Origin of the sequence: Blautia difficilis (assembly GCF_014297245.1) — a bacterium.
Classification (GTDB): domain Bacteria; phylum Bacillota; class Clostridia; order Lachnospirales; family Lachnospiraceae; genus Blautia_A; species Blautia_A difficilis.
In genome coordinates this window covers 18,681-44,626 of sequence record NZ_JACOQG010000014.1, presented here as the reverse complement: position 1 = coordinate 44,626, position 25,946 = coordinate 18,681, and the positions used below count along the sequence as shown (strand labels likewise).

At 41.5% G+C, this 25,946-nt stretch carries 20 protein-coding genes; 1 reads left to right on the top strand and 19 read right to left on the bottom strand.

What is annotated here, in order from left to right; translation table 11 throughout:
• Positions 1–29 precede the first annotated feature (29 nt).
• From argS to H8Z82_RS09920, 6 genes are all read right to left on the bottom strand, one after another.
• On the bottom strand, positions 30–1,796 hold the full coding sequence (gene argS / locus H8Z82_RS09945) for an arginine--tRNA ligase (RefSeq protein ID WP_186995032.1): 1,767 nt from the start codon (positions 1,794–1,796) through the stop codon (positions 30–32).
• Positions 1,797–1,852: 56 nt separating this feature from the next.
• Positions 1,853–2,725, bottom strand: a complete 873-nt coding sequence (locus tag H8Z82_RS09940; protein ID WP_186995031.1) for a DegV family protein — start codon at positions 2,723–2,725, stop codon at positions 1,853–1,855.
• Between the two features lie 270 nt (positions 2,726–2,995).
• Positions 2,996–4,258, bottom strand: a complete 1,263-nt coding sequence (locus H8Z82_RS09935) for an ABC transporter permease (protein ID WP_186995030.1) — start codon at positions 4,256–4,258, stop codon at positions 2,996–2,998.
• Positions 4,259–4,276: 18 nt separating this feature from the next.
• Complete coding sequence (locus H8Z82_RS09930; RefSeq protein ID WP_186995029.1) at positions 4,277–6,217, bottom strand: efflux RND transporter periplasmic adaptor subunit; 1,941 nt, start codon at positions 6,215–6,217, stop codon at positions 4,277–4,279.
• Positions 6,218–6,221: 4 nt separating this feature from the next.
• Positions 6,222–6,893, bottom strand: coding sequence for an ABC transporter ATP-binding protein (locus H8Z82_RS09925; protein ID WP_019162123.1), 672 nt, complete (start codon positions 6,891–6,893; stop codon positions 6,222–6,224).
• Positions 6,890–8,359 carry an efflux RND transporter periplasmic adaptor subunit gene (locus tag H8Z82_RS09920; protein ID WP_186995028.1) on the bottom strand — a complete coding sequence of 490 codons (1,470 nt, stop codon included), beginning with the start codon at positions 8,357–8,359 and terminating at the stop codon, positions 6,890–6,892. The genes H8Z82_RS09925 and H8Z82_RS09920 overlap by 4 nt, the downstream gene beginning before the upstream one ends.
• Before the next feature lie 254 nt (positions 8,360–8,613).
• Between H8Z82_RS09920 and H8Z82_RS09915 the strand changes: the two genes are divergently transcribed.
• Entirely contained in the window at positions 8,614–9,762 is a 1,149-nt protein-coding gene (locus H8Z82_RS09915; protein WP_186995027.1) for a hypothetical protein, read from the top strand.
• A gap of 83 nt (positions 9,763–9,845) precedes the next feature.
• Here the strand turns inward: H8Z82_RS09915 and H8Z82_RS09910 are convergent, their stop codons facing one another.
• From H8Z82_RS09910 to H8Z82_RS09850, 13 genes are all read right to left on the bottom strand, one after another.
• Entirely contained in the window at positions 9,846–10,604 is a 759-nt protein-coding gene (locus H8Z82_RS09910) for a sulfite exporter TauE/SafE family protein (RefSeq protein WP_186995026.1), read from the bottom strand.
• Positions 10,605–10,606: 2 nt separating this feature from the next.
• Positions 10,607–12,403, bottom strand: a complete 1,797-nt coding sequence (gene aspS / locus H8Z82_RS09905) for an aspartate--tRNA ligase (protein WP_186995025.1) — start codon at positions 12,401–12,403, stop codon at positions 10,607–10,609.
• Positions 12,404–12,455: 52 nt separating this feature from the next.
• A complete protein-coding gene (hisS, locus tag H8Z82_RS09900) occupies positions 12,456–13,712 on the bottom strand; it encodes a histidine--tRNA ligase (RefSeq protein WP_186995024.1) in 1,257 nt (418 codons plus the stop codon).
• Positions 13,713–13,733: 21 nt separating this feature from the next.
• Positions 13,734–14,303, bottom strand: coding sequence for an HD-GYP domain-containing protein (locus H8Z82_RS09895; RefSeq protein WP_186995023.1), 570 nt, complete (start codon positions 14,301–14,303; stop codon positions 13,734–13,736).
• An 18-nt stretch (positions 14,304–14,321) separates the two neighbouring features.
• Positions 14,322–15,854, bottom strand: coding sequence for a coproporphyrinogen dehydrogenase HemZ (gene hemZ, locus H8Z82_RS09890; RefSeq protein WP_186995022.1), 1,533 nt, complete (start codon positions 15,852–15,854; stop codon positions 14,322–14,324).
• Entirely contained in the window at positions 15,826–16,455 is a 630-nt protein-coding gene (locus H8Z82_RS09885; protein WP_019162131.1) for an MBL fold metallo-hydrolase, read from the bottom strand. The genes hemZ and H8Z82_RS09885 overlap by 29 nt, the downstream gene beginning before the upstream one ends.
• Before the next feature lie 53 nt (positions 16,456–16,508).
• On the bottom strand, positions 16,509–18,836 hold the full coding sequence (locus H8Z82_RS09880; RefSeq protein WP_186995021.1) for a RelA/SpoT family protein: 2,328 nt from the start codon (positions 18,834–18,836) through the stop codon (positions 16,509–16,511).
• Positions 18,837–18,872: 36 nt separating this feature from the next.
• Positions 18,873–19,397, bottom strand: a complete 525-nt coding sequence (locus H8Z82_RS09875) for an adenine phosphoribosyltransferase (RefSeq protein ID WP_019162133.1) — start codon at positions 19,395–19,397, stop codon at positions 18,873–18,875.
• Positions 19,398–19,493: 96 nt separating this feature from the next.
• On the bottom strand, positions 19,494–21,206 hold the full coding sequence (gene recJ, locus H8Z82_RS09870) for a single-stranded-DNA-specific exonuclease RecJ (RefSeq protein ID WP_186995020.1): 1,713 nt from the start codon (positions 21,204–21,206) through the stop codon (positions 19,494–19,496).
• A gap of 163 nt (positions 21,207–21,369) precedes the next feature.
• Entirely contained in the window at positions 21,370–23,784 is a 2,415-nt protein-coding gene (secD, locus tag H8Z82_RS09865) for a protein translocase subunit SecD (RefSeq protein WP_186995019.1), read from the bottom strand.
• A 40-nt stretch (positions 23,785–23,824) separates the two neighbouring features.
• Positions 23,825–25,192 (bottom strand): thioether cross-link-forming SCIFF peptide maturase, encoded by a 1,368-nt coding sequence (gene scfB, locus H8Z82_RS09860; RefSeq protein WP_019162136.1) that lies wholly within the window; start codon positions 25,190–25,192, stop codon positions 23,825–23,827.
• A 126-nt stretch (positions 25,193–25,318) separates the two neighbouring features.
• Complete coding sequence (gene scfA / locus H8Z82_RS09855; RefSeq protein WP_015524633.1) at positions 25,319–25,459, bottom strand: six-cysteine ranthipeptide SCIFF; 141 nt, start codon at positions 25,457–25,459, stop codon at positions 25,319–25,321.
• A 73-nt stretch (positions 25,460–25,532) separates the two neighbouring features.
• Positions 25,533–25,883: a TIGR04086 family membrane protein gene (locus tag H8Z82_RS09850; RefSeq protein WP_186995018.1), complete on the bottom strand. Its 351-nt coding sequence runs from the start codon at positions 25,881–25,883 to the stop codon at positions 25,533–25,535.
• Positions 25,884–25,946 lie beyond the last annotated feature (63 nt).

The window sequence follows — 25,946 nt, the reverse complement described above, 5'->3', positions numbered from 1 at the left end:
ACAAGTTGATTTATTACTGAATTTTATTTTTACATTCTGTCCGGTGCAGAGAATCCGAGAAGATCGATGCATGTCTCCAGAACTTTCTTAGTGAGTTTCAGCAGCTGGATGAAGGAAGCTTTCTGTGCTTCGTTCTCTTCGCTGAGGATCTTTGTCTCATGATAGAAGCTGTTGAATGCATTAGATACTTCGTAAATATATGCACAGATCTTATGCGGTGCTTTTTCTTCAAAGGCGTTCTCTACAGTTGCACCGAAACCTGTCAGCTGAAGCATCAGGTTTTTCTGACTGTCGTTTACAGGATCAAGGATTGCACCTGCTTCAAGGTTTCCACCCTCTTCTTTGAAACGGTTCAGAATAGATTTGATACGAACAATTGTATAAAGGATATACGGACCTGTGTTTCCTTCAAATGATGTAAATCTGTCAATATCAAAAATGTAATCCTTGGTAGCCTGGTTGGAAAGATCACCGTATTTGATGGCGGAAAGTCCTACGATTTCTGCAGTTTCTTTCGCATCTTTATCTTTTACGCTGCGGTTCTCAACAATCTTGGTAAACATCTCTTCGTTGATGTCTTTAATGAGAGTTTCCAGACGCATAACGCCGCCCTCTCTTGTCTTGAACGGTTTGCCGTCTTTTCCGTTCATGGTTCCGAATCCAAGGAAGGAAAGCTTTGTATCATCTTTTACAAGCCTGGTCTTTCTTGCACAGCGGAATACCTGGATGAAGTGAAGTTCCTGACGTTTGTCTACCACATACAGGATCTCATCCGGGTTAAATAATTTCATACGCTCTACGATTGTTGCAAGGTCTGTAGTTGTATAAAGAGAAGCTCCGTCTGATTTCAGAAGCATACATGGAGGGATCTCTTTTGTGTCGTTCTCTTCTTTTACATCTACTACAAGTGCACCCTGATCTACATAGGCAAAGCCTTTTTCTTTCATCTCCTCAACCATTCCTGGAATATATGGCTGTGCATCGGATTCCTTTTTCCAGAGATCAAAAGATACGTTTAATTTGTCATAGTTGCGTTTCAGGTCTGTAACGGATACGTTCATGATATGGTTCCAGAGAGCCATGTATCCCGGTTTGCCCTGCTGAAGAAGATGAGTTGCTTCCAGAGCTTCGTTTCTGTACGCTTCATCCTCTTTGGATTTGCCACTTGCACATGGATAAATTTCTTCCAGTTCGCTGATCGTAAATGGTGCTTCCTTCGGATATTCTCCTGTGTAAGAATCATCAAAATAAACCAGCTCCGGTTTTCTGTGTTTCAGTTCTGTAATGATCAGTCCCATCTGAAGACCCCAGTCTCCCAGATGAACATCACCGATTACTTTATGTCCTACATAACGGCCGATTCTCTTAATGCTCTCGCCAATGATTGCAGAACGAAGGTGTCCTACATGAAGAGGTTTGGCAACATTGGGTCCGCCGTAGTCAATGATGATCGTCTTCGGCTCTTTTGCTGCAGATACGGAAAGTTTCTCGTCTGCTGCCATTTCCTTTAAGTAGTCTGCAAGGAATTCACCTTTTACTTTCAGATTGATAAATCCTGGTTTTACGACTTCTGCCATGGAGAAAACCTGGCTATCTTTCAAATATGCTACTACATCATCAGCGATCATAAACGGTGCCTTCTTGTATGCTTTGGCTCCTGCCATGGCACCGTTGCACTGAAATTCGCAAAGATCCGGTCTGTTGGATACGGTTACTTTTCCGTAGGATGGGTCGTATCCGGCTTTTTCAAATGCTGCGGAAAGTTCTTCCGCCATCTGTTCCATCAGTTTCTTCATTCTATTAACTCCTCAACTAAATATTATTCTCTCAGAAATACATCTTTCCTAAAAGTTTATTTTACAACGACTCTTCTGGAACAAGCTACTGCTACTGCTCCATATCCAATATGACAGGCCACACTCAGAGATAAGGGATCTAAAACTATCTCCTGCCCCGGAAAAGCCTCTTTCAGTTCTTCCTTAAACTCCAGAGCCTCCTCCTCATTTCCTGCATAGGCAGACTGCAGGCACATTTCTCCACGCTTTACATATTCAGCAAAACGATTTTCCCAATCATTCTGCATAGCTTTCACCATAACCCGCTTAGCCTGTTTCTTACCTCTAGTCTTGGAATAGGCATCCAGCTTATCACCCTGGATCTGTAATACCGGCTTTAAATTCAAAACCGTTCCGATTGCTGCCGCTGCAGGAGTGATCCTGCCGCCCTTTTTCAGATATTTCAAAGTTTCCAAAGTAATATAAATACTGGAATCTGATTTCTGTTCCTCTAAAACCTGTCTGATCTGCAGGGCATCTCTGCCTGCATCTCTCAATGTCAGTGCATCCAGTACAGACTGTTTTTGTGTAACAGAAATTCTCTGATTATCCACTACCTGTACTTTTCCGTCATATTCCCGAGCCAGTCCGCTGGCTGTATCACAAGAAGCACTGAGTCCGCTAGACATTGGAATATGCACAATCTGATCATAGCTTTCCAGAAGTGTATTCCATAATCCACACACATCTGCCGGTCCCGGCTGCGAAGTAGAGATAGATTCCTCATTTTTCAAACGCTCATAAAACTCTTCCTGAGAAAGAGTAATCCCTTCCAGATAAAGCTTCTCATTAATATAAAAAGGCATAGGAATCACACTAACTCCCAGATCCCTGGCCAGGTCCTGTGTTATGCCGCTGTTACTGTCTGTGACAATGGCCACTTTTCCCATATACATTTCTCCTTTACTTCTGATTCATCCTTCATATAAATAAAATGATGTTAGGGTCAAAAGGCATTTTGCCCCTAACTTGATATCTATGCAATGTAAAAATACATACTGTGTTTAGTTTAACATAATTTGGGGGCTATCTCAATCCGGAATTTAAAATTTATAGCGTAAAATTTTTCAAAGCTTTTTCAAATTGTAAAATTATAAAAGAATTGTATATTTACTCAAAAAAGAAGCACTGACTTTCATCGTCAGTGCATTCCTTTCATCTTATTCACTTCTAAGTGCATCAATCGGATTCAGATTTGCTGCCTTTACAGACGGAAGCAAACCAAATACCACACCGATCACTGTAGAAAAAAGTACAGCTACCACAATAGACGGAATACTGATAGCAGTGGGCGAACCTGTTACTTTTCCCACAACCTTGGAAAGTCCGATGCCGGTTACAACTCCGATAATGCCTCCAATACTGGTAAGTACAGAAGCCTCTGTCAAAAACTGACCCAGTATTGTCTTTTTGCGTGCACCAATAGCCTTTTTCAGACCAATCTCTTTGGTACGCTCCGTGACTGACACAAGCATAATGTTCATAACACCAATGCCTCCAACCAGTAAGGATATACTTGCGATCCAAATCAGCTGATTGTTTGTACTTTCACTCAGCTTCTGCATATTTCTTACCTGCTTCATAATATCATCTGCCTTATATTTCAAAGTAGATGTCTTTCCGTTTCCTGCTGAAGGAATCATCTCATTCAGCACCTCAGCTGCATCATTTCCCACTGTACTCATAGTATCCGTACTGTCAGCTTTTACCACTGCATTCTGGGGCACATCAAATTTAAAGGAAATTGGCCAACAGCTGTCAGGAATCATCACATTTCCAATAATATTCTCCTGATATGTATAATAATCGGTAAGATTATTGATCGTTGGCTGATAATTTTCATTCTGGCGGATCACGCCTACCACTATATAAGGTTCCTGATTAATTTCCACAGTTTTCCCTACAGGATTCTCCGAGGGAAACAGATTCTGTGCAGCATTGTCATCAATCAGCGCTACCTTATTATATTTTTTATAATCATCCGTCACAAATCCTCTTCCAGACTGAACCACATAGCCACAGGTTGCCAGATAATTCACATCAATACCATAGACACTTCCGCCCTGAAGGCTATTGTTATTATTATAAATAGTTGCATTCGAACTGTTGTAATAAAAAGTTGCATTCTCTACGTGATCCAGATCATGAATCTTATCTTTGACATCATCTGTGAAAATCGGTGTCTGACTTGTAGTAGAGCCATACTCTGAATCATACCGATTGTCACCATCATACAGATAGATATTTACCGTATTGGAACCAGATCCGATAAGATCTTCCTTAATCTGCTCACTGGTTCCCTTGATGGTAGATACAATTGCTATAATAGAAGCAATACCAATAATAATACCAAGCATTGTCAGAAAGGATCTCATCATATGTGACCATATTCCCTGAAAAGCCAGGCGTATATTTTCAATCATAAAATTTCTCCCTTCTTACTATTGATTATACATATAGTCCAAAGTTACCTCGTTAGTTTTTGCGCCCTCAACAGCATCCTTACCATAAGGGAATGCCAACTTATCATCGATGCTGATACCGCCCTTGATGATAATATCATAACCACCATCCACAATTGCGCCCACTCTGATTTCCTGCTTTTTCAGAATTCCGTTATCATCCTTGTACACATAGTTTTTTCCGTTTTCACTTTTTACAAAAGCCTTGGATAAAACCATGCTACCATTATCAACTGCTGAATTCTGGAACTCCACCATTACATAATCCGGTGTATCAAACTGCAGGCTTTTATCGTCAACAACAGCGGTAAATGCATAATAGGACACATTGGGATTATTATCTCCATAATAATTGTAAGAATCTACCGGATATTCAGATACATCCATAATTTCCGCCTCAAATTGTCCTGATGTATAACTGGTACAGCTTAACTTTGTACCTTCTTTCACAGTATCCAGCATCAATTCGCTGACAGCACCTACTACATAGTAACCATCTGCGCTCTTTACCTTGAGCAACGCTTTACCATCTGTAGTTGTACCACTGGACACATCTCCCACATAAGAAACAGTTCCATCCAGCTTACTGCTTACAAGCTTCTTATTTGCTTTCTTTTCCAGTTGTGAGATTTTAATATCACTCTCCTGGATATCCAACTTCAGACTTGCTATCTTACTGTTCTGATATTTAATCGCATCTGCCCTGGAAACAGTTGTCCCTGCAGGTTTGGTACTGTCTTCACCGCCACTGCCATCGTTATCTGCATCATCATTTTCATATCTGGATGCATCTGCCAGAGTAAATTCCACCTCTGCAAACTCATATACTGGCTTCTCCAACAAGCTTCCGTTAATCAGATAATATCCTGTACAGGATTCTTTACGGTCTTCGTAATTTCTAATTTTATCTGACTGATGAAATTCCAGCTGATACCAGTATCCTCCCTGATGCTCTATCTGGGTTCCGTCCTCACTATAGCCTGCCATTTTATTGAAAAAGCCACCTGTCACAGTAACCTTTTCTTTGGCACTGCTGCACAGAAATATATATGGATCCTCCTCTGTACCGGTTCCTGTATAGGGGATAGTCTTACCATCCAGCTTCTGATAAAAAGGCTCTTCACCATCTGTCATATTCTGATCGATGGTTGGTGTAGGTGTTGGTGTCAGCTGCGAAGAATCATCAAAGGAATTCTCTGTTCCATCTCCGAAATCACTGGCAGAAGGATCTCCATAAGCAGGTGTATCATTAATACTTTGTTCTGTATCTTCTTTGGTATTCGTTTCCTCACTCTGCCCATTCTCTATTTCTTCAACAGCTTCCGTCTCTCCGTCCACCTCTCCTCCATCTGTAAAAGCATTCAACAACAGGGGACGGAATGCTACAGCCAGATAATTACCGTTCATATCTGCAGCAGAAGATAAAGTTCTATCTGGAGTCAGATCATCCCCGGAATCTGCGGCACTGCTACCAGGAACATCTGAACTGTCTGCATTTGCTCCTCCGTCAGACTCTTCCACCGGACCGCCATTCTGAAGGCTTTTCAGTCTGGCCTGTGCTTTGTTCAAATCCTGTTCCTGTTTCTGTTTTTTCAGTTTTGCAATATTTAACTCCATCTCTACAAGAGTAGTATCAAAAGAAATCAGCGGATCTCCTTTTTTTACAGCATCTCCCTTGGCTACGTACACCTGATCAACAATCAGGTCTTTATCCCCGCTTACAGTCTGGGTGGCACTGGCTGTTACGGTTCCATCAATGGTAGTATTGCTGGAATAATACTGCTGCAGAAGGCCACTGACTGGTGTGACATTTACTGTCTTCACACTGTTTTTTTTCATCTGCATCAGTCCCGCACCAATTCCGGTACCTGCCAGAGCCACTACCAGTATACCGGTGATTATTTTTCTGGATTTTCCCATGAAATCACCTCTTTTCCTGAAGGATACCATCTTTTATGGTAACCACCCTTTTTGCATGGGAAGCAATCTCCGCGTCATGAGTGATCATAAGCACTGATACGCCTTCCTCATTCAGTCTCTGAAAAAGCTCCATTACCTGAGCTCCCGATTTACTGTCCAGAGCACCTGTTGGCTCATCTGCCAGCAGAAGCTTTGGATTATTCACAATTGCCCTTGCAATAGCAACTCTCTGCATCTGTCCTCCGGACAACTGATTCGGCTTAAAATCCACACGATCTGCAAGTCCCACTCTTTCCAATGCCTTCCGCGCCCTTTCTCTACGTTCCTTCTTTGGAACCCTGGCATAATTTAAGGGCATTTCCACATTTGCCAGCGCGCTCTGCTTTGGGAGAAGATGAAAGCTCTGGAATACAAAACCGATTTTATGAAGTCTGATATCCGACATTGCATTTTCAGAACAGGCTTTAATATCCTGTCCGTCCAGGTAAAAGGTTCCCTCTGTCTGTTTATCCAGGCAGCCTATGATATTCATAAGTGTGGTCTTTCCTGAACCGGAAGGTCCCATAATTGCTACATATTCTCCCTCTTCCATAGAAAAATTCACATCTTTTAATACCGGAACCTTCATCTTTCCCTGCTGGTACTCTTTATAAATCCCTTTTAATTCCAGTATCATTGAATTCCCTCCGTATCCTCATCCGCACTTATACCCGGAGCTTCATCCATAGGGATCAGATCCTCATTTGGATCCAGTGTATCCTCAGAATCATCAAAATTCTCAACGTCTTCGTCAGTACTCTCTTCTATGGGTTCCATATCCACAGAATCATCCGGCATTGCATAACTGTCTGCTCCTGTCATATCCATACTGAGATTATCCTCACCTTCACCAAGAGTCTGGGTAATATCTCCCTCTTCTGTAGTCTCCCCTTCCTTCAGGGCATCTGTAGGAAACGCAATACTATCCTTCTTGGTCAGTCCGTCAATAATCTCATATTCGCCCAGATCATCGTCATGCTTTCCAAGAGTTATATATCTTTTTTCCAGCTTTTTCTTATCATTGGCAGCCCATACATAAGGCTCGTTAGTATCAGCATCCACAATATAATAATCACTGAGCCACAGGCCTTCCTTCTGTTCATCCTGCCCGATATCTCTTTCTATATATACATGCTGTCCCAGCATCAATCCGTCAGAAGAATCCAACTCCACATAAAATGGATAGGAGGTAGATGTTGTCTGTTCATCTGAGCTGCTGCCCATACCCATCATAGACATATCATCATTGCTCTCCGATGTTCCATTATTCATATCAATACTTCCCATGGTTCCTTTCCATGTCTTTGTGCTGTCCACCCGGGAACGGATGATCACAGCTTCTCCAGGAACAACAGAATCTCTGTTCTGCTCATTTACCTTTCCTTTCACTCTGTAGGAACCAGTACTCAGAATCGTAATAAAAGCAGAACTGTCAGAATTGCCGCTTCCGCCTGACATTACATCTGAAGAATCACTGTCATCCACTGTATCCCCGTCATCACTGGTCATTTTGGATGTATCGATTTTCTGAATCACACCGTCAATTTCACTTCTCACCTCTGTATTGCCGGTAGCATTCTGGAGCTTTTCAATTTCTGCAGTCTTACTCTTCTGATTATATTCATTTTTTTTCAGATTCATTTTATTGGTTTCGATTTCAATTGTATAGGAAAGCTGATTCTCTGACTTTGCTTTCTTCTTCTCTGCTTCCAAAGTAGCAATCTGCTCTGTAAGGCTCACTTGTTCATTTTTCAGCCTGTCCAGTTCCAATTTTGCCTGCTGCAGATCATCCTGAATGCTGCTGAGATCATATTCAAAAAGAAGCTGTCCGGCCTTAACCTCATCTCCGGTCTTTACCTGAACTTCCTTTACCTTACGTCCACTCTCTATCTTAACACTCACCGTTTCCTGGGGTTCTACCACTCCGGCAAAACGATTCGTTGCCGCTGACTCCACTCCGGTAAGAACACTGACCTTGGAAACATATACAATGGAATCATCATTTCCACTCTGACCGTTGCCATAAAAATGATACCAGACACCCGTACCAATAGCACCGGCTGCGATAAGGATTCCCAAAACGATAAGAATTCGTTTCTTCATAATTACCTCCTTGCTGCTGTTGTATGCCTACTTACTTCCACTATTATACACTCTTTCTTTTCAGCAGCCGAAATCTTTACTTTCCTATAATAGCAGATTCCTCTCGAAAAGGAAAGCTTTGGCGCTAAATGATGCAGATTTCACAATTTTTTCACTATTTTTTTATGAAATTCATTCATAATTTATACATTTTTGACATTTTAAAAAAAATCTGGTAAAATAATGTGGAATTATTTTGAAAGGAAAGAATACGTATGAAGATTATCAAACGTCTCCTCCCGGTTCTCTTCTCATTACTGTTGGTACTGGCTCTGTCTATGCTCTGTGGCTGCTCCCGTACAGACAGCTCGGATGCAGAAGAAGTAATCAAAAGTGAACTGGATCAACTGAAAAATCTGGATTCTGACACAACCCAAAAATATATTTCCTATACTGAGATGTTTCCGGATGCAACAGAAAATACCAAACTGTCCGACGAAATACAGAATGTATTTTCTCTTTTCTTCCAGCAATTTGATTATAAAATTCTGGATGTCAGCGTCGACGAAGATAAAAAAAATGCCCAGGCTTCTCTTGAGCTTACCACTATTGATGCCAAGTCTCTTGCAGCAGATTTTGCAGCAGAACTGCTCAGAACCAAAATCACAGAAACCGCCCAGGCAAAAACAGGAAATATTAAAGATTCCTCCAAATCTCTGGAAGGTCATTATCTAATACTGAATCAGCTTCTCACAAATAATAAGTATGATTCAACAGTAACAGATTCTACCATTCAACTGACCAATAAAGGTAACGGTAAAAAAGAGAAATGGGAGATCAGACGGAATTATTCCCTGGAAAATGATCTTGTCGGCGGTCTCATGGTCTATCTGTCCGATCCCGATATTCTTTCTCCTGAAGATACTCTAACCGTATACTTCAATACACTAAAAAAAATGAATCTTGAAGAAATGAGCTCTTATCTTGGTGTTGTAGATATAATGAATACCTCTGATTCTGTAAAGAACTCTATTGCAGAAGCACTTGTAGAACAGATACATAAGAATTTCAATTTCAAAATCAAGACAAGCAGCGTCAATGGCTATAATGCTACTGTCACTACGGAAATCACAACTTTTGACAGCAATGCTATTCTCAGCGATTATCAACACAGCCTGGATGATTATCTTGCATCTCCAGATTCCGTCATTGACGGATCTCAAAAGCGATATGATAAATCTCTGGATCTGCTTTTGAAAAGCATTGAAAATAACACCGCCTCTGCTACCTCCAATGTAGATTTTGTACTGATCAATGACGGTACTTCATGGAAATTACAGGACGAAGGACATACTCTGGGAGATGCAATCTTTGGCACTTTAACTACCTCACCCTTAGATGATTCTTCTGATTCAAAATCATAATCCAAAAAACAATAATAAAAATGGTTTCATAAACAAGCTCGTCCAAGTTTATGAAACCATTTTTATGATACAGAAATCTTTTCTCACATACCGGTAATAATCTTAATGAACAGAAGTGCCAGTACTACAAGAATAATCGGGCGCACAATTTTACTCCCATTTTTCATTACCATCCCAGACCCTACATAATGTCCTGCAATTGAAAAAACAGAAGCTGCAAGTCCCAGAAGAATTACAATTTTACCACTAAATAAAAATACAGCAAGAGCCATAATATTGGAAGAAAGATTTGCAAGCTTCATAGTCCCCGAAGCTTTTGATACCGGAAGTTTTGCCACCCCTGTATAAAGAATCAGAAGAAATGTGCCGGTTCCCGGTCCATAAAATCCATCATAACACCCCACTGCCAAAGAGCACGCAGCACACAGAAGCCATTGCTTTCTTCTGGAAATGTCAGTCTGAATATTTTCTTCCAGATTTTTCTTTTTCAAAACATAAAAAGCCACAATGGGAAGTATGGGAATCAACATCCATTTCAAAAGTTTGTCGCTTGCTGTCAACGCCAGATGTGCCCCTGCAAAAGAGCCCAATAATGCCATGGAAATACAGGGAAATGCCAATCCCCAGTCCACAAATTTGTTTTTGCACAGACGAACTGTGGAAATTGCTGTACCTGTTGCAGAGGACAGCTTATTCGTTGCTATGGCATTGTGCATGGGAACTCCCGCAAGCAAATATGCAGGCAGGGAGATCAAACCTCCGCCGCCTGCAATAGAATCCACAAATCCTGCAAGAAAAACCATGGGGCATACAATCAAAAAACACGAAATTGTAAGCGTCATTTTCAGTTTTCTTCTTCCTCCGGTCTTACTTCCAGATCCAGTTCTTTAAGCTGTGCTTCACTTACCACACTCGGTGACTGAGTCATCAGACAGGAAGCATCCTTTACCTTCGGGAATGCAATTACATCACGGATGCTGTCAACCTTTGCCATAAGCATAACCAGACGATCCAGTCCATAAGCCAGCCCTGCGTGAGGCGGAACTCCATATTTGAATGCATCCAGAAGGAATCCAAACTGCTCATGAGCTTCTTCTTTGGTGAATCCAAGTTCTTTAAACATTCTTTCCTGAATGTCATCCTGATGAATACGAACGCTTCCACCACCAATCTCATTACCATTAAGAACAATATCATAAGCCTTTGCACGAACCTTACCCGGATCTGTATCCAGTAATGGCAGATCCTCTTCCATCAACATTGTAAATGGATGGTGCATTGCTGTAAAACGGTTCTCTTCCTCACTCCACTCAAGAAGTGGGAACTCTGTTACCCATACAAAACGATACTCATTCTTATCCAAAAGTTCCATCTGTTTCGCAAGCTCCAGACGAAGGGCACCCAATACATCATAAACCAGCTTCTTTTTATCTGCAGCAAAGAGAAGAAGGTCTCCTGGCTTACCATCCATAGCAGCCACTATTGCATCCATCTCTTCTTCTGTCATAAATTTTGCAAAAGAAGATTTTCTTGTGCCATCTTCTGCAATGGCAATATATGCCAGGCCTTTGGCACCGTATCCTTTGGCAAATTCAACCAGCTTATCAATCTTTTTACGTGGCATAGCGCCCTGTCCTTCTGCATTGATACCACGGACACTTCCGCCATTCTCCAGCGCAGAGGTAAATACGCTGAAACCACAATTTCTAACTACGTCACTTACATCATGAAGTTCCATGCCAAAACGCATATCCGGTTTATCAGATCCAAATCTGTCCATAGCCTCCTGCCAGGTAATACGCTGAATCGGAAGTTTTACTTCAACATCCAGAACTTCTTTAAACAGATATGCCAGGAATCTCTCATTTACATCAATAACATCATCTACATCTACAAAAGAAAGCTCCATATCGATCTGTGTAAATTCAGGCTGTCTGTCCGCACGAAGATCCTCATCACGGAAACATCTTGCTATCTGAATGTAACGATCATATCCAGAACACATCAGAAGCTGTTTGTAAAGCTGCGGAGACTGAGGCAGTCCATAAAAATGTCCCGGATGAACTCTGGACGGTACCAGGTAATCTCTGGCTCCCTCAGGAGTACTCTTTCCAAGCATAGGAGTTTCAATTTCCATGAATCCCTCCTTTGCAAAAAACTGTCTGGTAAGCATCATTACTTTGCTCTTCAGCATAATATTTTTCTGAATGTCAGGTCTTCTCAAATCCAGATAACGATATTTCAGTCTGATCTCGTCTTTTGTCTTACAGTTCTCTTCGATTGGAAATGGCGGAACCTCTGCTTCTGACAACACACGAAGAGAGTTTACACGAAGCTCAATCTCACCTGTTGCCAGATTTTTATTAACAGCACCACCTCTTTCTTCTACAACACCGGTAACTGCAATTACAAATTCGCTGCGAAGTTTTCCTGCTTTTGCAAATCCATCTGCATCAATGCTTCCATTCTCAAAAATCAGCTGCATAATTCCTGAACGGTCTCTTAAATCCACAAAAATAATGCCGCCTTTATCACGGGCTTTCTGAACCCATCCCATAAGAACGATTTCTTTGCCCTTCATTTCTTTTGTCACTTCTGCACATCGGCATGTTCTGTGCAGTCCCTGCATACTTTCTGCCATGGTTTTTCCTCTTTTCCTGATTTTATAATTTATAAATAATTGTTCAGTAGGCTTACATTTTATCTCTGAAAAATTCTACAAATTCTGTATATCCTTCAGCATTCATCTGATCCTTCTGGAATTTTTTGTTTTTCTTCATAATCGAAATATTAACCTGTGTTCCGGCATTTCTTTCTTCTCTGGCCTGTTCCAGAATCTTCAGAAGCTTATCTGCAGGCATATTTTTCTCGATAAGATATGCTTTCTTTCCATTTTTTGTAGGAATCTGGTAATCTCTCTCCAGAAGCAGCATAACGATTCTCTCAAATCCGATAGAAAATCCACAGGCAGAAGTATTGTTGCCTGTAAATTTACCGATCATCTCATCATAACGTCCGCCGCCGCCAACGCTGCCGCCAAACTCATCCATGGAAATTTCAAAAATCGGACCTGTATAATAAGACATTCCACGAACCAGTGTGGGATCAAATGCCATTTTAAAGTCTGCTGATTTTACAGATTCCACTGTAGTGATAATTGTTTCCAGATCCTCTGCAACCTTTGGATCCAATACATCCTTCAATTTGTCCTTGCAAAAACGCACGCCCTGAATGTCTGAAGTAATTTCCTGGAACATACCCAGATAAGTATCAATACATTCCTTTGCAAACCCTTCTTTTTCCAGTTCCTCTGCCACACCTTCCAGACCGATCTTGTCCATTTTGTCCAGAATGATAAATACTGTGTCAAAGCTCTCCTGTGGGAATCCACTGTACTGTGCCATTGCTTTCAGGATCTTTCTGTCATTAATACGAATTGTAAAATTATGAAAATCCAGTTTACCCAGCAGTGTAGTTGTTGCAAGTACCAGTTCAATTTCTGCCAGATAAGTGGGCTCTCCCAAAATATCAATATCACACTGCATAAACTGACGGAAACGACCTCTCTGAGGTCTGTCTGCCCTCCATACATTTCCCATCTGAAGTGCCTTAAAAGGAGCAGGAAGCTCATTGGCATTATTGGAATAATATCTGGAAAGCGGAACAGTCAAATCATAACGAAGACCGGAATCCACCAGATCCGCCTCTGATTCTGCCTTATCCAGTTTCAGCTTTTCTCCACGTTTTAATATCTTGAAAATAAGCTTTTCATTCTCGCCACCCTGTTTACTGCAAAGATTCTCAATATGCTCTACACATGGGGTCTCAATTGCAGAAAATCCAAATGTTCCATAAGTCTCACGAATCATGTTCATCACATAATTCCGGATTTCCATCTCTCTTGGTAAAATATCCTTCATACCGGTTACCGGTTTCTTCTTTAATGCCATTTTTTTCCTCCTCTTATCCTGTCAGGCTTTCTCTTTATGAACTACTCTCTGGAATGCCAAAAAAACCTGCATATCAAAATTTTTCACTTCATCAATCATCAGTTCCATCACTGTCCCCATATCAAACCCTTTTCTGTAAGGCCTGTCAGAGGTCAAAGCTGCATATACATCGCAGACTCTGAGGATTCGGGCTCCTATAGGAATTTCCTTCCCAGCTTTATTGGAAGGGTAACCGCTGCCATCATAATTCTCATGATGATACAGGATACTTTGCAGAACAAAGTCCGAATACCCCTGTCCCTTTAGTTCCTCATATCCCAGTGTGGAATGCATCCGTACATATTTCAGTTCCTCAATAACCAGAGGGTCTCTTTCCTGTCCATTAATATACCCTGTAAGTTTCAGTTTACCAATATCATGAAGCATTCCGGCAATGGCAAGCTGATAACACTGGTCATGGGGCAATCCCAATTCTTCCGCCACTGCATAAGCCAGATTGCTGACTACAACTCCGTGATGCAGTTCTGCTGAAAGATCAAATTCAAGAATACGCTTTTCTGATCCGGATGTCGTCTTCAGTGCTGCATTCAAAACCTTACCTCCAAATACTTAAAGCCATTTATCAATTGCTGTCCGTTTTCTCTGGATCATCTCATCAATACGGGAAATATAATTGGAAACATCCTTTACATTTTCCACTCGTTCAATTCTTTTTCCGTGATCAAAAACCAACTTGGAGGAACCTCCTGCTCCAAGAGCAATGATCGGCTGTTTTTCCTCCATAATCAGTATATTGTAAATTCCGGCTTTGTCAACCTTTGCATAGCCAACATTTTCGAAATTTCCCTTCATATTTTTCTGTCTGTACAGATAATATGGTCCCATTCCCATCTCATATGCAGTTTTCATGGTCAGATCCATGATCTCCTGATTATTCTCAAAGGACATTTCCTGATATTTTTCTTTGAAAATATTCAGGCGGGCCGCACGTTTTACAGCCAGCGAATGAACCGTCATACTATCCGGTGCAAGCTCCTGTATCTGCTCAAGTGTACGCTCAACCATAGAAATATCTTCCCCCGGAAGTCCCACGATCAGATCCATATTGATATTATCATATCCCAGTTCCCTTGCCAGATAAAAAGCCTCCCTGGTCTGTTCTACTGTATGGCGTCTGCCTATGAGGTCCAGGGTTTCCTGATTCATTGTCTGGGGATTTACAGAAATCCTGGTTACCGGATACTCCCGGATTGCCTGAAGCTTCTCCCTGGTAATACTGTCCGGTCTTCCGGCCTCAATTGTAAATTCAGCAAGACCCTCATATCCAAACGCCTCTCCTAACGTATCCAGAAGCTTACGCAGCTGATGGGGCAGAAGCGTTGTTGGAGTTCCCCCACCGATGTAGATTGTGTCCAATTTTCTACCCTGCATTAGAAATGCTGTTTCCCTGATTTCTTTACAGAGTGCCTCTACATATTCGTCCGTTCTCTTTTCCCACACTTTCAAAGGATAGGAACTGAAAGAGCAATACAGACAAATACTTGGACAGAAAGGGATTCCTATATAGAGACTATAACCATTCTCATAATCAATATCCTTTAAAATCTCCCTCTCTCTATTTGCAATTGTAACAGCAAGGGCAGTTTTTTCCGGACTGACTAAATATTTCTCCCGCATTTCCCGGGCAGCCTCGGTGTTCTTCATCCCGGACTCAATCATTCCCATTGCCAGCTTTGCCGGACGGATTCCTGTGAGATTTCCCCAGGGAAGAGTACGCCCGGTCAGTTTAACCAGAAGCTGATACAACGCATATTTCAACGCATCCTTATTCTCTTTTCGCAAAGCATGAGGATCTTTTACAGTCAGTTTATCTTCTCCTATCACATCTGCCGAAGCAACACCTTTTCTTTCTGTAAAACCTGCTGTTACATTCTCCCTGCGATCATAGCTTATTTTATATGTTTCATTCTCTCGTTCCACACGGAAGCGGAGGTCATACTCTCCTGCTTCCGCTTCATCATATAGAGTATGTATCTCCGCTTCGGGATAAAATGCTTTTATCAGTTCATAAACATCATGCTCAAATTCTCTGTCCAGAAATAAAATATCTATTTTATACAAATGGATTATACCTCTTTTCATAACCAATAGTAGTAGATACATCATGTCCGGGATAAACCTCAGTCTCTTCCGGAAGTGAATCCAGAAGCTTATGCAGACTTCTCACAATATCCGAAGCACTGCCTCCCGGAAAATCAGTTCTCCCAACAGAGCCACAGAATAAGGTATCTCCGCTAAATAAGACACCTTCATCCTTCAAATAATAGCAGCAGCTTCCTTTAGTATGTCCGGGAGTATGAATTATCTGTATCGAAAAACCAGCTGTCCGGAATACATCCAGGTCATCCAAAAAAACATCCGGCACTATCGAACAACTTTTTTCGTAATGACAGGTCATATTCATAACGGGTTCTCTCAGCATCTCTTCTTCCTGACGACAGGCATAGACCGGAATATGGTATTTTTCTTTTACTGCTTCCACAGCTGTAATATGGTCAAAATGTCCATGAGTCAGAAGAATTGCCACAGGCTTCCCGTCCATCTGCATAACCTTCTGTTCAATCTTTTCCGGACAGTCTGCCGGATCAATGATGATCATCTCACCGGTTACTTTATTTTTCAGGAAATAACAGTTTGTATAAACCGGTCCCAGAATACACTTCTGTAATTCTAAATTATTCATATACTTCCTTTCTCAGATAACACGATCAGTCTCACTACTCGTTCATAACCAAATCAACCGGTAGTTCTCTCTACATCAATAACGCTTTCCACCTGACGGATTTTCTCAATAAGGGATCTCAGTTCCTCTTTGCTGGAAATTTCAAAGCTCATGGAAATCGTTGCCTTCTCCTGCTTATTGGTCCGGCTGTTAATACTGCGAAGATCAATCTTGCGTTCTGTAAAGATCTTTGACAGATCCACCAACAGACCTGTTCGGTTATTTGCATAAACCTGGATTCCAGCCGTATATTTCTCCACTGCTTTCACATCAGGCTGCTGCCATTCTGCCTCAATCAGCCGTGTACGGTCAATCTCTGACATGTTCAATACATTTACACAATCTGTACGGTGAATAGTGATTCCGCGTCCTCTGGTAACAAATCCAACAATCTCATCTCCCGGAATAGGATTACAGCACTTGGAAAAACGAACTGCCACATCATGAATTCCCTTCACCACAATGCCGCTCTTGCTCTTGGCAATATGAAGCTTTTCCTGTCCTTCAGTAGCTTCAAGGACCTGCTCATCTGTAAGATTCTTCTTGTTCTCCTTATCATAAGCTTCTACCAGTTTATTGAAAACCTGGCCTTCCTTCAAGCCGCCATGACCAATAGCCGCCAACACAGAATCCCAGTCACGAAATCCATATTTACGCATCACTGCCTCAAGATATTGCGTTTTTGTATAAGAAGTAATTTTAAATCCCTTGGCTTTTGCATACTGGGTAAGCATCTCCTTACCCTTCATGATATTATCTTCCTTCAGTTCCTTTTTGAACCACTGATTAATCTTGTTTTTCGCCTGAGTACTCTTGACCAGTTTCAGCCAGTCACGGCTGGGTCCCTGGGAATTCTGTGAAGTAATAATCTCAATACGGTCACCATTCTTGATCTGATATTCAATAGGAACCAGTTTACCATTCACCCTGGCACCTACCATTTTATTACCTACTGCACTATGAACACTGTAGGCAAAATCTACAGGTGTGGAACCACTTGGCAGAGTTTTCACATCTCCTAACGGAGTAAAGCAATATACATTGTCTGCAAAAAGATCCAGGTCATTCTTCAGAAGACTCATAAATTCCTTATTATCAGACATATCTCTCTGCCACTCCAGGATCTGTCTCAGCCAGTTCAGCTTTTCCTCCTCGCTCTTGCCGACAGGCGCTTTTCCATCAGAAGATTCTTTATATTTCCAGTGAGCTGCAATACCGTATTCTGCAGTCTTATGCATCTCAAAGGTACGGATCTGGATTTCAAAAGGCTGACCGTTGGGACCGATCAGTGTAGTGTGTAAAGACTGATACATATTTGGCTTTGGCATTGCAATATAGTCTTTAAACCTGCCGGGGATCGGCTTATACATTTCATGAATCACACCTAAAGCCGCATAGCAGTCCTTAACTGTATCCACCAGAATACGGACTGCAAACAAATCATATATCTGATCAATGGTTTTGTCCTGATTGACCATCTTTTTATATATACTGAAGAAATGCTTTACACGACCATCTACCTGAGCCTTAATGTTCGCATCTTCCATATGTTGTTTGACTTCTTTTACAATAGCACCAACAAACTTTTCCCTCTCACTCTTTCGCAGAGCAACCTTTTTTACCAGATCATAATAAACATCCGGCTTCAGATATTTGAGAGAAAGATCATCCAGCTCTACCTTGATCTTGGAAATACCAAGACGCATGGCGATGGGCGCATAAATATCCATGGTCTCTCTGGCTTTCTCCTGCTGCTTCTCCGGTCTCATATACTGAAGCGTACGCATATTATGGAGACGGTCCGCAAGCTTGATAAGAATCACACGTATATCCTTAGCCATGGCCAGAAACATTTTACGAAGGTTCTCTGCCTGTACTTCTACCTTATCTGCAGAATAGGACAACTGTCCCAGCTTGGTAACACCATCAACCAGAAGTGCCACCTCTGAGCCAAATTCCTTTTCAACCTCCTCATAAGTCATCCATGTATCCTCCACTGCATCATGGAGAAGACCTGCAACAATGGTTTCTTTATCCAACTCCAGATCCGCCAGGATAATCGCCACACATAACGGATGGATAATATAAGGTTCCCCAGACTTACGTTTCTGATCTTTGTGAGCCTCACTGGCAACCTTATAAGCTTTTTCTATCATAGAAATATCAGTGGAAGGATGATACTTCAGCACACTGTTTATCAGCTCTCTGTACAGTACTTCCGGACTTGTAAAATCATGCATGGATTTTACAGCAGCATCTGCCCTCTTTACAGATTCAAGCTTCTCCTGTTCTGTCTGTATACCATCTTTTTTTTCTTCTGTATTTTTTATTGTCTCTGCCATCTGTATCACCTGCCTGTCCCGCACAACCAGCTGTGCTTATTTGCCTTCATAACAAATCACGGATTCTACATCATATCCCTTAAGTCTTTCCCGTCCATGTAAACCGGCCAGCTCCATAAGGAATATCACTTTTACAACTTCGCCACCCAGCTCCTCTACAAGCTTTATGGCAGCTTCAATAGTTCCGCCTGTAGCAATCAGATCATCCACAATTGCCACTTTCTGTCCAGGTTTAATGGAATCCTTATGCATTTCAATGGTGGCGCTGCCATATTCAAGATCATAACTTGCAGATACAGTCTCACAAGGAAGTTTACCTTTTTTACGAATAGGTACAAATGGTTTATGAAGATTATACGCAATAGGCACACCAAAAATAAAACCTCTGGATTCTGTTCCTGCGATCACATCCACATCCACATCTTTCAGGAATTCCTGCATGGAATTAATTGCAAGTTGAAGTCCCTCTGCATCCTGCAGAACACTTGTGATATCTCTGAAAATAATTCCCGGTTCCGGGAAATCCGGTATACTTCTAACGTACTCTTCAATTTTTTTCATCTTAATTTTCCTCCAGAAATTTACAATGTAAACTCATAAATAATTTATAGTATAGCATCTTTTCATTGCAGAATCAATCCTTTGAAAAAAACTGCGCTAGCAATAATTCTGAATGACAATCTGAATATCTTCTCTTCCTCTGAACTGATTGATTTCCGGATAATAAGTAACAGAAATAGATGACCGGTCTTTGATAAAACGTACAAATTCATCTGCTTCCCCAAAATAGACTCCATCCATCACCGTCCCCTGAGGATCCATCAGTCTGACCTTCGCCACATTTCTGTTTCGTCCTACCACAACCGCGTCCAGAACCTTTAAGCCTTTCTGAGCAAACAATGGTTTTGTATTCCCTTTTCCAAAGGGTTCCAGAAGGGCGATCTGTCTGATCAGGTTTTTAGTGATGTAAGAAATTGGCATAGGCACATCAATTACAATTTTAGGTTGTAAATCTTCTTTTGTAAGTGAACAGTTCTGATTCAGTCTTCTGCGGAATTTTTCTATATTTTTTTCTTCTATGGAAAGCCCCGCAGCCATAGGATGCCCCCCAAACTGGATCAGCAGATCTGCGCATCTGACAAGTTCCTCATACATGGAATAAGCCTCAATAGACCGCCCGCTTCCCTTGGCACTGTTTTCTCCCTTCGTCAGCACAAAAGTCGGTTTATGATATTTTTCTCTGATTCTACCGGCGATTATTCCGGCAATGCTTTCGTGGCAATCCGGAAGATAGATTACCAGAACTCTGTCATCCTTCAAATCTGTATTTTCCACCTGATGGATCGCCGCTTCTTTTCCTTCCTCCGTCAGAGATTTCCGGCTCTGATTCAGCGCAGTCAAGTCTCCGGCCAACTTTGCAGCCTCGTCCTGGTTTTCAGCATTCAGCAATGCCAGCGAGCGGGCAGCTGTATCCAGCCTTCCACTTGCATTAATACAGGGACCCAGGACAAACCCCACATGATAGGCTGTAATTTTTGAATCCTCCAGACCATTGACTCTTATCAATTCCCGTAATCCTGGATTTCTGGTATTTTTTAGACGTTTCAGTCCTTCTTTAACCAGAATCCGGTTTTCTCCCTGAAGGTCCATAACATCTCCCACTGTCGCGATAGCCGCCAGTTCATAAAAATCCTCCAGTTCCTCCCCGGGAACACCAAATTCTTCATAAAGAGCAGAAATCAGCTTAAAAGCAACTACTGCTCCGCACAGATTTTTGCCTGGATATGGGCAATCCTGCTGCTTAGGATTCAAAATAGCATCTGCAGGCGGAAGAATAATTTCCCGTCCATTTTCCGTCTCTTTATAAGGTATTTCATGATGATCTGTCACAATTACCGTCATGCCTTTTTCTTTTGCAAGCTGAATCTCATAAACTGCTGCTATTCCATTGTCACAGGTCAGAATCGTATCAACTTTATCCTCTTCCGCCCTATTAATCAGATGCTCATGAATACCATAGCCGTCTGCCACTCTGTCCGGAATATATGTGTCTACATCTGCACCAATTCTTATTAGTCCTCTTAACAGGACATATGTAGACATCACACCATCAATATCATAATCTCCAATAATCCTTATCTTTGCTTTCTCAGATACTTTCTCTTTTATAATTTTCACTGCTTTTTTCATATCTTTCATAAGCCAGGGAGAGGGAATATCCTCTATTTCCCCTTTTAAATACATTCGGATATTATCTCGTCCTGTCACATCACGATTTCTGATCAGTCTGGCAATTACCGGATCAATTTCAAATTCCTGTCCTATAGAATTAAAATCCGCCCTTTTCGCAGCCACAACCCATTTTTCCATTTTGTATCTCCTGTTTTCATCATAATCTCATCCTATTCTACCGCACAAAAAAGATTCTGTCACGTGCATCTATTATTTTACATAATAAAAAAGACTGTTGTCATAAGCAGCTTTTTACGGCAGCTGCTCATGCTCAACAGTCTTCTTATTATTGATTCATTTTTTATTTCTCATCCTCAGTCTTATTCTGAGCTGCTTCCTGTGCAGCCAGACGCTCAGCTACTCTTTTTCTGTTTTTCTTTTTCGGCTGAGCAGGATCTTTCTGGGATACATCTCTTGCTTTCTTCTGAACAGAGGATGTACCGGAAGTTTTTCCTGTAGCTGTCATTGTAACAGCCGGCTGACCTTTTCTTTTAATATTCTTCTTCATTACCAGCCACAGAGCTCCGGTTACGCAAACAGAAGAATAAGCACCTACCAGAATACCAACCATCAACGGCGCAGCAAATTCACGGATAGAAGAAACACCCATGATATAAAGAACTGCTACCATAACAAAGGTAGTAAAGGAAGTGTAAATACTTCTGGTCAGTGTCTGGGTAATACTTGAATTAACAACCTCTTCAATATTATCAATTCTACGGCTTCCATGCATATTTTCACGGATACGGTCAAAGATAACAATAGTCGCATTGATAGAATAACCTACAATCGTCAGCATGCAGGCAATAAACGTATTACCTACAGATATTCTGGCAATGGCATAGAACGCAAGTACCACCAGAACGTCATGGAGAAGGGCAAGAACTGCGCTGCTGGCAAAACAAATATCCTTAAATCTGAACCAGATATAAAGAAGCATGCAGATTGTTGCAACAATCACAGCTACGATTGCATCCTGACGCATCTCTTTACTTACTGTAGAGGAAATGCTCTCTGTGGAAATAGTATTCTCATCCACTCCAAATTTTTCAACCAGGGCATTCTGTAAAGCTTCACGTTCTTCCTGAGTCAGGGAACGTGTTTTGATCACTACCTGATTCGTTCCCACAACCTTAGTAGGCTGTACATTCTTGTCACCGGTCACTTCTTCAACAACCGGAGTCACCTCTGAATCAATGGTTTTAATATCCATGTCTTCATTAAATGTAACCGTCGTTGAAGTACCGCCTGAAAACTCAAGGCTATAATTCAATGCTTTATTGCCTGCCTGAGAATTGATCAGCATTGCAGCAGGACCACTCAGAATCAGGATAATAGAAACAATAAAAAATACCTTTCTTTTTCCCACAAAATTAATTGCTTTACGCTCTTTTGTGTTTCCATAGAACTTAGGATCATGTATACCCACTGCATACAGTGCGTTCACGATCAGTCTGGATACAACCAGGGATGTGAACATTGAAATAACAATACCAAGTGCCAGGGTATAAGCAAATCCCTTAACTGTACCTGAGCCCAGCCACATTAATACAAAAGCTGCGATCAATGTTGTAATATTTCCATCAAAGATAGCTGAAAAAGCTTTGCTGAAGCCAGCCTTGATAGCACTCCGCACAGAAACACCTGCACCGATTTCCTCTCGGATTCTGGCATAAATAATAACGTTGGCGTCTACAGCCATACCAATACCCAGAATAATACCTGCAATACCCGGAAGCGTCAGGGTAATGTCAAAAGCATTCAGCGTGATCAGCATCAGGACTGTATAAAGAATCAATGCAATCCCTGCAACAATACCCGGAACACGATATGCAATAATCATAAACAGAATTACGATTATAAGTCCTATAGCACCTGCTATAACACTGGTAGAAATTGCTTCCTCACCAAGCTGTGCAGCTACCACGCTGGAACGGAGTTCCTCAAGTTCAAGGCTAAGAGAACCGATACGGATATAAGAAGCAAGATTCTGTGCCTCCTCCAAGTCCTTCATACCACTGATCTGTGCTTTTCCACCGGAAATCTGCTCATTTACATTTGGAGCACTTACAACCTGATTATCATAAATAATAGCAATCTGTTTGCCTACGTTTTCTTTGGTTGCCTCAGAGAATTTTTCTTTTCCACTGTTCTTACCGTCAGAAGTAAGTGTCAGGCTGACTACATATTCCTTGGCACTGGTACTCTGATTCTGAATAGCTCCACCCTCTGCGTCGGCTACATCACTACCTTCCAGAACAACACTGCCGGATTCCTTGATCTCATCCATGCTTCTTGCAAGCACATAACCATTCTGTCCTGTGGTAAAGTTCTGATTGCCGTCTGCATCCTCCTGTGTGATGAAATATAATGATCCGGGTTTACCCAGGTCATTCAGAATTGCATCTGCATCTGTTACGCCAGGAATTTCAACAGTGATTCTGTCAGTGCCTTCCTGATATACCTGTGCTTCTGTACTGTACTGTTCTACACGTTTCTGAAGCTTATATTTAGTATCTGACATTTCCTCTTTGGTAGGATTGCTCTTCTTGGTCTGATAGGTAATGCTGACGCCACCAGAAAGATCCAGACCTGTGTTAATATGTTTTGCTGCGCCGGTTCCGGTAGGACCGATACCTACGGCTGCAGTAAAGCAAAAGAACACTGTCAGAATCACTGTAAGAAGCAGCACTACGATTCCTCTACTTTTTTTCATAGTTCTTTTCCCTTCTTGATTTATTTAGGCTGTCATCTGATCACTCACATGCCAGGGCAGCTTTTATCATGATAGCGCACTCCACACGTTTTCTCTGGAGCTCGCATCCGATTGCATAATTACCTTTGATGTCTCCCTGGAAATGATAAGCATTAGCAGCACATCCGCCACTACAGTAAAAACGTGCAAAGCAGTCTTTACAATCCTTTTTTGTATAAACATTGCAGCCGCCAAATTCTTTCTGGATTTCCGGTTTTGTAATACCCTCATCCACATTTCCCATAAGATATTCTTCTTCTCCCACAAACTGATGACAGGGATAAAGATCTCCCCAAGGAGTTACTGCCAGATATTCAGTACCTGATCCGCAGCCTGAAAGTCTCTTATAAACGCAGGGACCACCGGTAAGATCAATCATAAAATGGAAAAAGTTAAAGCCTTTTCCTTCTTTTTCTCTCCTGATCATTTCTTTTGCCAGTGCATCATATTCAGCCATGATCTGTGGAATATCCTCCTCACGGATTGCATATTCCTCTGTATCTGCCGCAACTACAGGTTCCACAGAAATCTGTTCAAACCCAAGATCTGCCAGATGAAGCACATCCTTTGAAAAATCCAGATTATGATGAGTAAAGGTACCTCTCACATAATACTTCTCCTGGTTACGGGACTCGGCAAATTTCTGAAATTTCGGGATAATGAGATCATAGCTTCCCGCGCCTTTACGGAAAGGACGCATATAATCATGAACTTCCTTACGCCCGTCCACGCTAAGTACCACATTCGCCATCTCTTTATTGCAAAATTCCATAATTTCATCATTCAGTAATACGCCATTGGTAGTAAGGGTAAAACGGAAATTCTTGTTATGTATTTTCTCCTGCTCACGGCCATATTTTACAAGGTCTTTTACAACCTGCCAGTTCATCAGCGGCTCTCCGCCAAAGAAATCCACTTCCAGGTTTCTCCTGGAGCCTGAATTGGCAATAAGGAAGTCCAAAGCTTTCTTACCAATTTCAAAGGACATCAGTGCTCTTCTTCCGTGATATTCCCCTTCCTCGGCAAAACAATAACGACAGGCCAGGTTGCAGTCATGAGCAATGTGCAGGCACAATGCTTTTACAACGGTCTGCCGGTTATTAGAAAATTCTTCAATTGCATTTTCATAGACATCCCGGGTAAAAAGCATTCCATCTTCCTTCAGCTTATTACACTCTTTTACGGATGTCTCAATATCTTCTTTTTTATACTGGTCTCCTAGTTTCTCAACAATAGCATCTGATGAAAGTCCTTCCTCCAGATAAGGCAGTACTTCATATGTAACATCATCTACAAGATGAATGCATCCGCTGTTTATATCCAGAACAATATTAAAGCCATTGCTTTTGTAACGATGAATCAGACTCATTTCTAACTAAATCCTTTCTAAGCGTAAGATAAGCAGCGAAGTAATCTACTCCGCTGCTTATCTCTTTTATGCCACAGCATATAAGAGAAGCTGCCGGTGGCAGGTTCTCTGTATCCACAGCTGATCTTATTTATGCTCGCAGCTCTGGTTTCCTACTGTACAGGAAGTTTTACATGCGGACTGGCAGGAAGTCTGACACTCACCGCATCCACCTTTTTTTACTGTGTTCTGTAAATTCTTTGTATTCAGGGTTTTGATATGTTCCATCACTCTATCCTCCTTATGTAATTATATTCTTGGCATAGTATACCATAATTTTATAAATTATGAAAGCTTTTTTTTACGACAGCATTCCTCCCAGAGTTCCGCCCCCAATACACATGCAAAAAGTGGTCACGGCATGAACAGCTCTCATATCCAAACGTCGTTTTACTGCAAAAGAAACAATGAGAAGCAAAAGAAAATATGCCAAACCTGTGAGCATTCCCCAGAAAACTCTGTTTTCCCGCAAGAATCCTCCGGTCATAAGTCCGCCCATGAAGCAAACGAAAATGCAAATCAAAATAATACCCACATCTACAGCTGTCTCTCCCAGTTTAAAAACATATAGAAAAAAAGCCAACAGTAATAACCCCACACCTGTAAGCGCATATGCAAATAACAGTGAACTCAAAATATTTCTCATCTTCATAAGCTTCCCCCAACTTTACGAATATATTTTACAGATTTCTTTTTTAAAGCTCTATAAAATATT

Bases quoted from the DNA above. Each gene is read 5' to 3' on its own strand.
- argS (WP_186995032.1), bottom strand. From the start codon at position 1,796: ATGAAGAAACTGATGGAACAGATGGCGGAAGAACTTTCCGCAGCATTT.
- H8Z82_RS09940 (WP_186995031.1), bottom strand. From the start codon at position 2,725: ATGGGAAAAGTGGCCATTGTCACAGACAGTAACAGCGGCATAACACAG.
- H8Z82_RS09935 (WP_186995030.1), bottom strand. From the start codon at position 4,258: ATGATTGAAAATATACGCCTGGCTTTTCAGGGAATATGGTCACATATG.
- H8Z82_RS09930 (WP_186995029.1), bottom strand. From the start codon at position 6,217: ATGGGAAAATCCAGAAAAATAATCACCGGTATACTGGTAGTGGCTCTG.
- H8Z82_RS09925 (WP_019162123.1), bottom strand. From the start codon at position 6,893: ATGATACTGGAATTAAAAGGGATTTATAAAGAGTACCAGCAGGGAAAG.
- H8Z82_RS09920 (WP_186995028.1), bottom strand. From the start codon at position 8,359: ATGAAGAAACGAATTCTTATCGTTTTGGGAATCCTTATCGCAGCCGGT.
- H8Z82_RS09915 (WP_186995027.1), top strand. From the start codon at position 8,614: ATGAAGATTATCAAACGTCTCCTCCCGGTTCTCTTCTCATTACTGTTG.
- H8Z82_RS09910 (WP_186995026.1), bottom strand. From the start codon at position 10,604: ATGACGCTTACAATTTCGTGTTTTTTGATTGTATGCCCCATGGTTTTT.
- aspS (WP_186995025.1), bottom strand. From the start codon at position 12,403: ATGGCAGAAAGTATGCAGGGACTGCACAGAACATGCCGATGTGCAGAA.
- hisS (WP_186995024.1), bottom strand. From the start codon at position 13,712: ATGGCATTAAAGAAGAAACCGGTAACCGGTATGAAGGATATTTTACCA.
- hemZ (WP_186995022.1), bottom strand. From the start codon at position 15,854: ATGAAAAGAGGTATAATCCATTTGTATAAAATAGATATTTTATTTCTG.
- H8Z82_RS09885 (WP_019162131.1), bottom strand. From the start codon at position 16,455: ATGAATAATTTAGAATTACAGAAGTGTATTCTGGGACCGGTTTATACA.
- H8Z82_RS09880 (WP_186995021.1), bottom strand. From the start codon at position 18,836: ATGGCAGAGACAATAAAAAATACAGAAGAAAAAAAAGATGGTATACAG.
- H8Z82_RS09875 (WP_019162133.1), bottom strand. From the start codon at position 19,397: ATGAAAAAAATTGAAGAGTACGTTAGAAGTATACCGGATTTCCCGGAA.
- recJ (WP_186995020.1), bottom strand. From the start codon at position 21,206: ATGGAAAAATGGGTTGTGGCTGCGAAAAGGGCGGATTTTAATTCTATA.
- secD (WP_186995019.1), bottom strand. From the start codon at position 23,784: ATGAAAAAAAGTAGAGGAATCGTAGTGCTGCTTCTTACAGTGATTCTG.
- scfB (WP_019162136.1), bottom strand. From the start codon at position 25,192: ATGAGTCTGATTCATCGTTACAAAAGCAATGGCTTTAATATTGTTCTG.
- scfA (WP_015524633.1), bottom strand. From the start codon at position 25,459: ATGGAACATATCAAAACCCTGAATACAAAGAATTTACAGAACACAGTA.
- H8Z82_RS09850 (WP_186995018.1), bottom strand. From the start codon at position 25,883: ATGAAGATGAGAAATATTTTGAGTTCACTGTTATTTGCATATGCGCTT.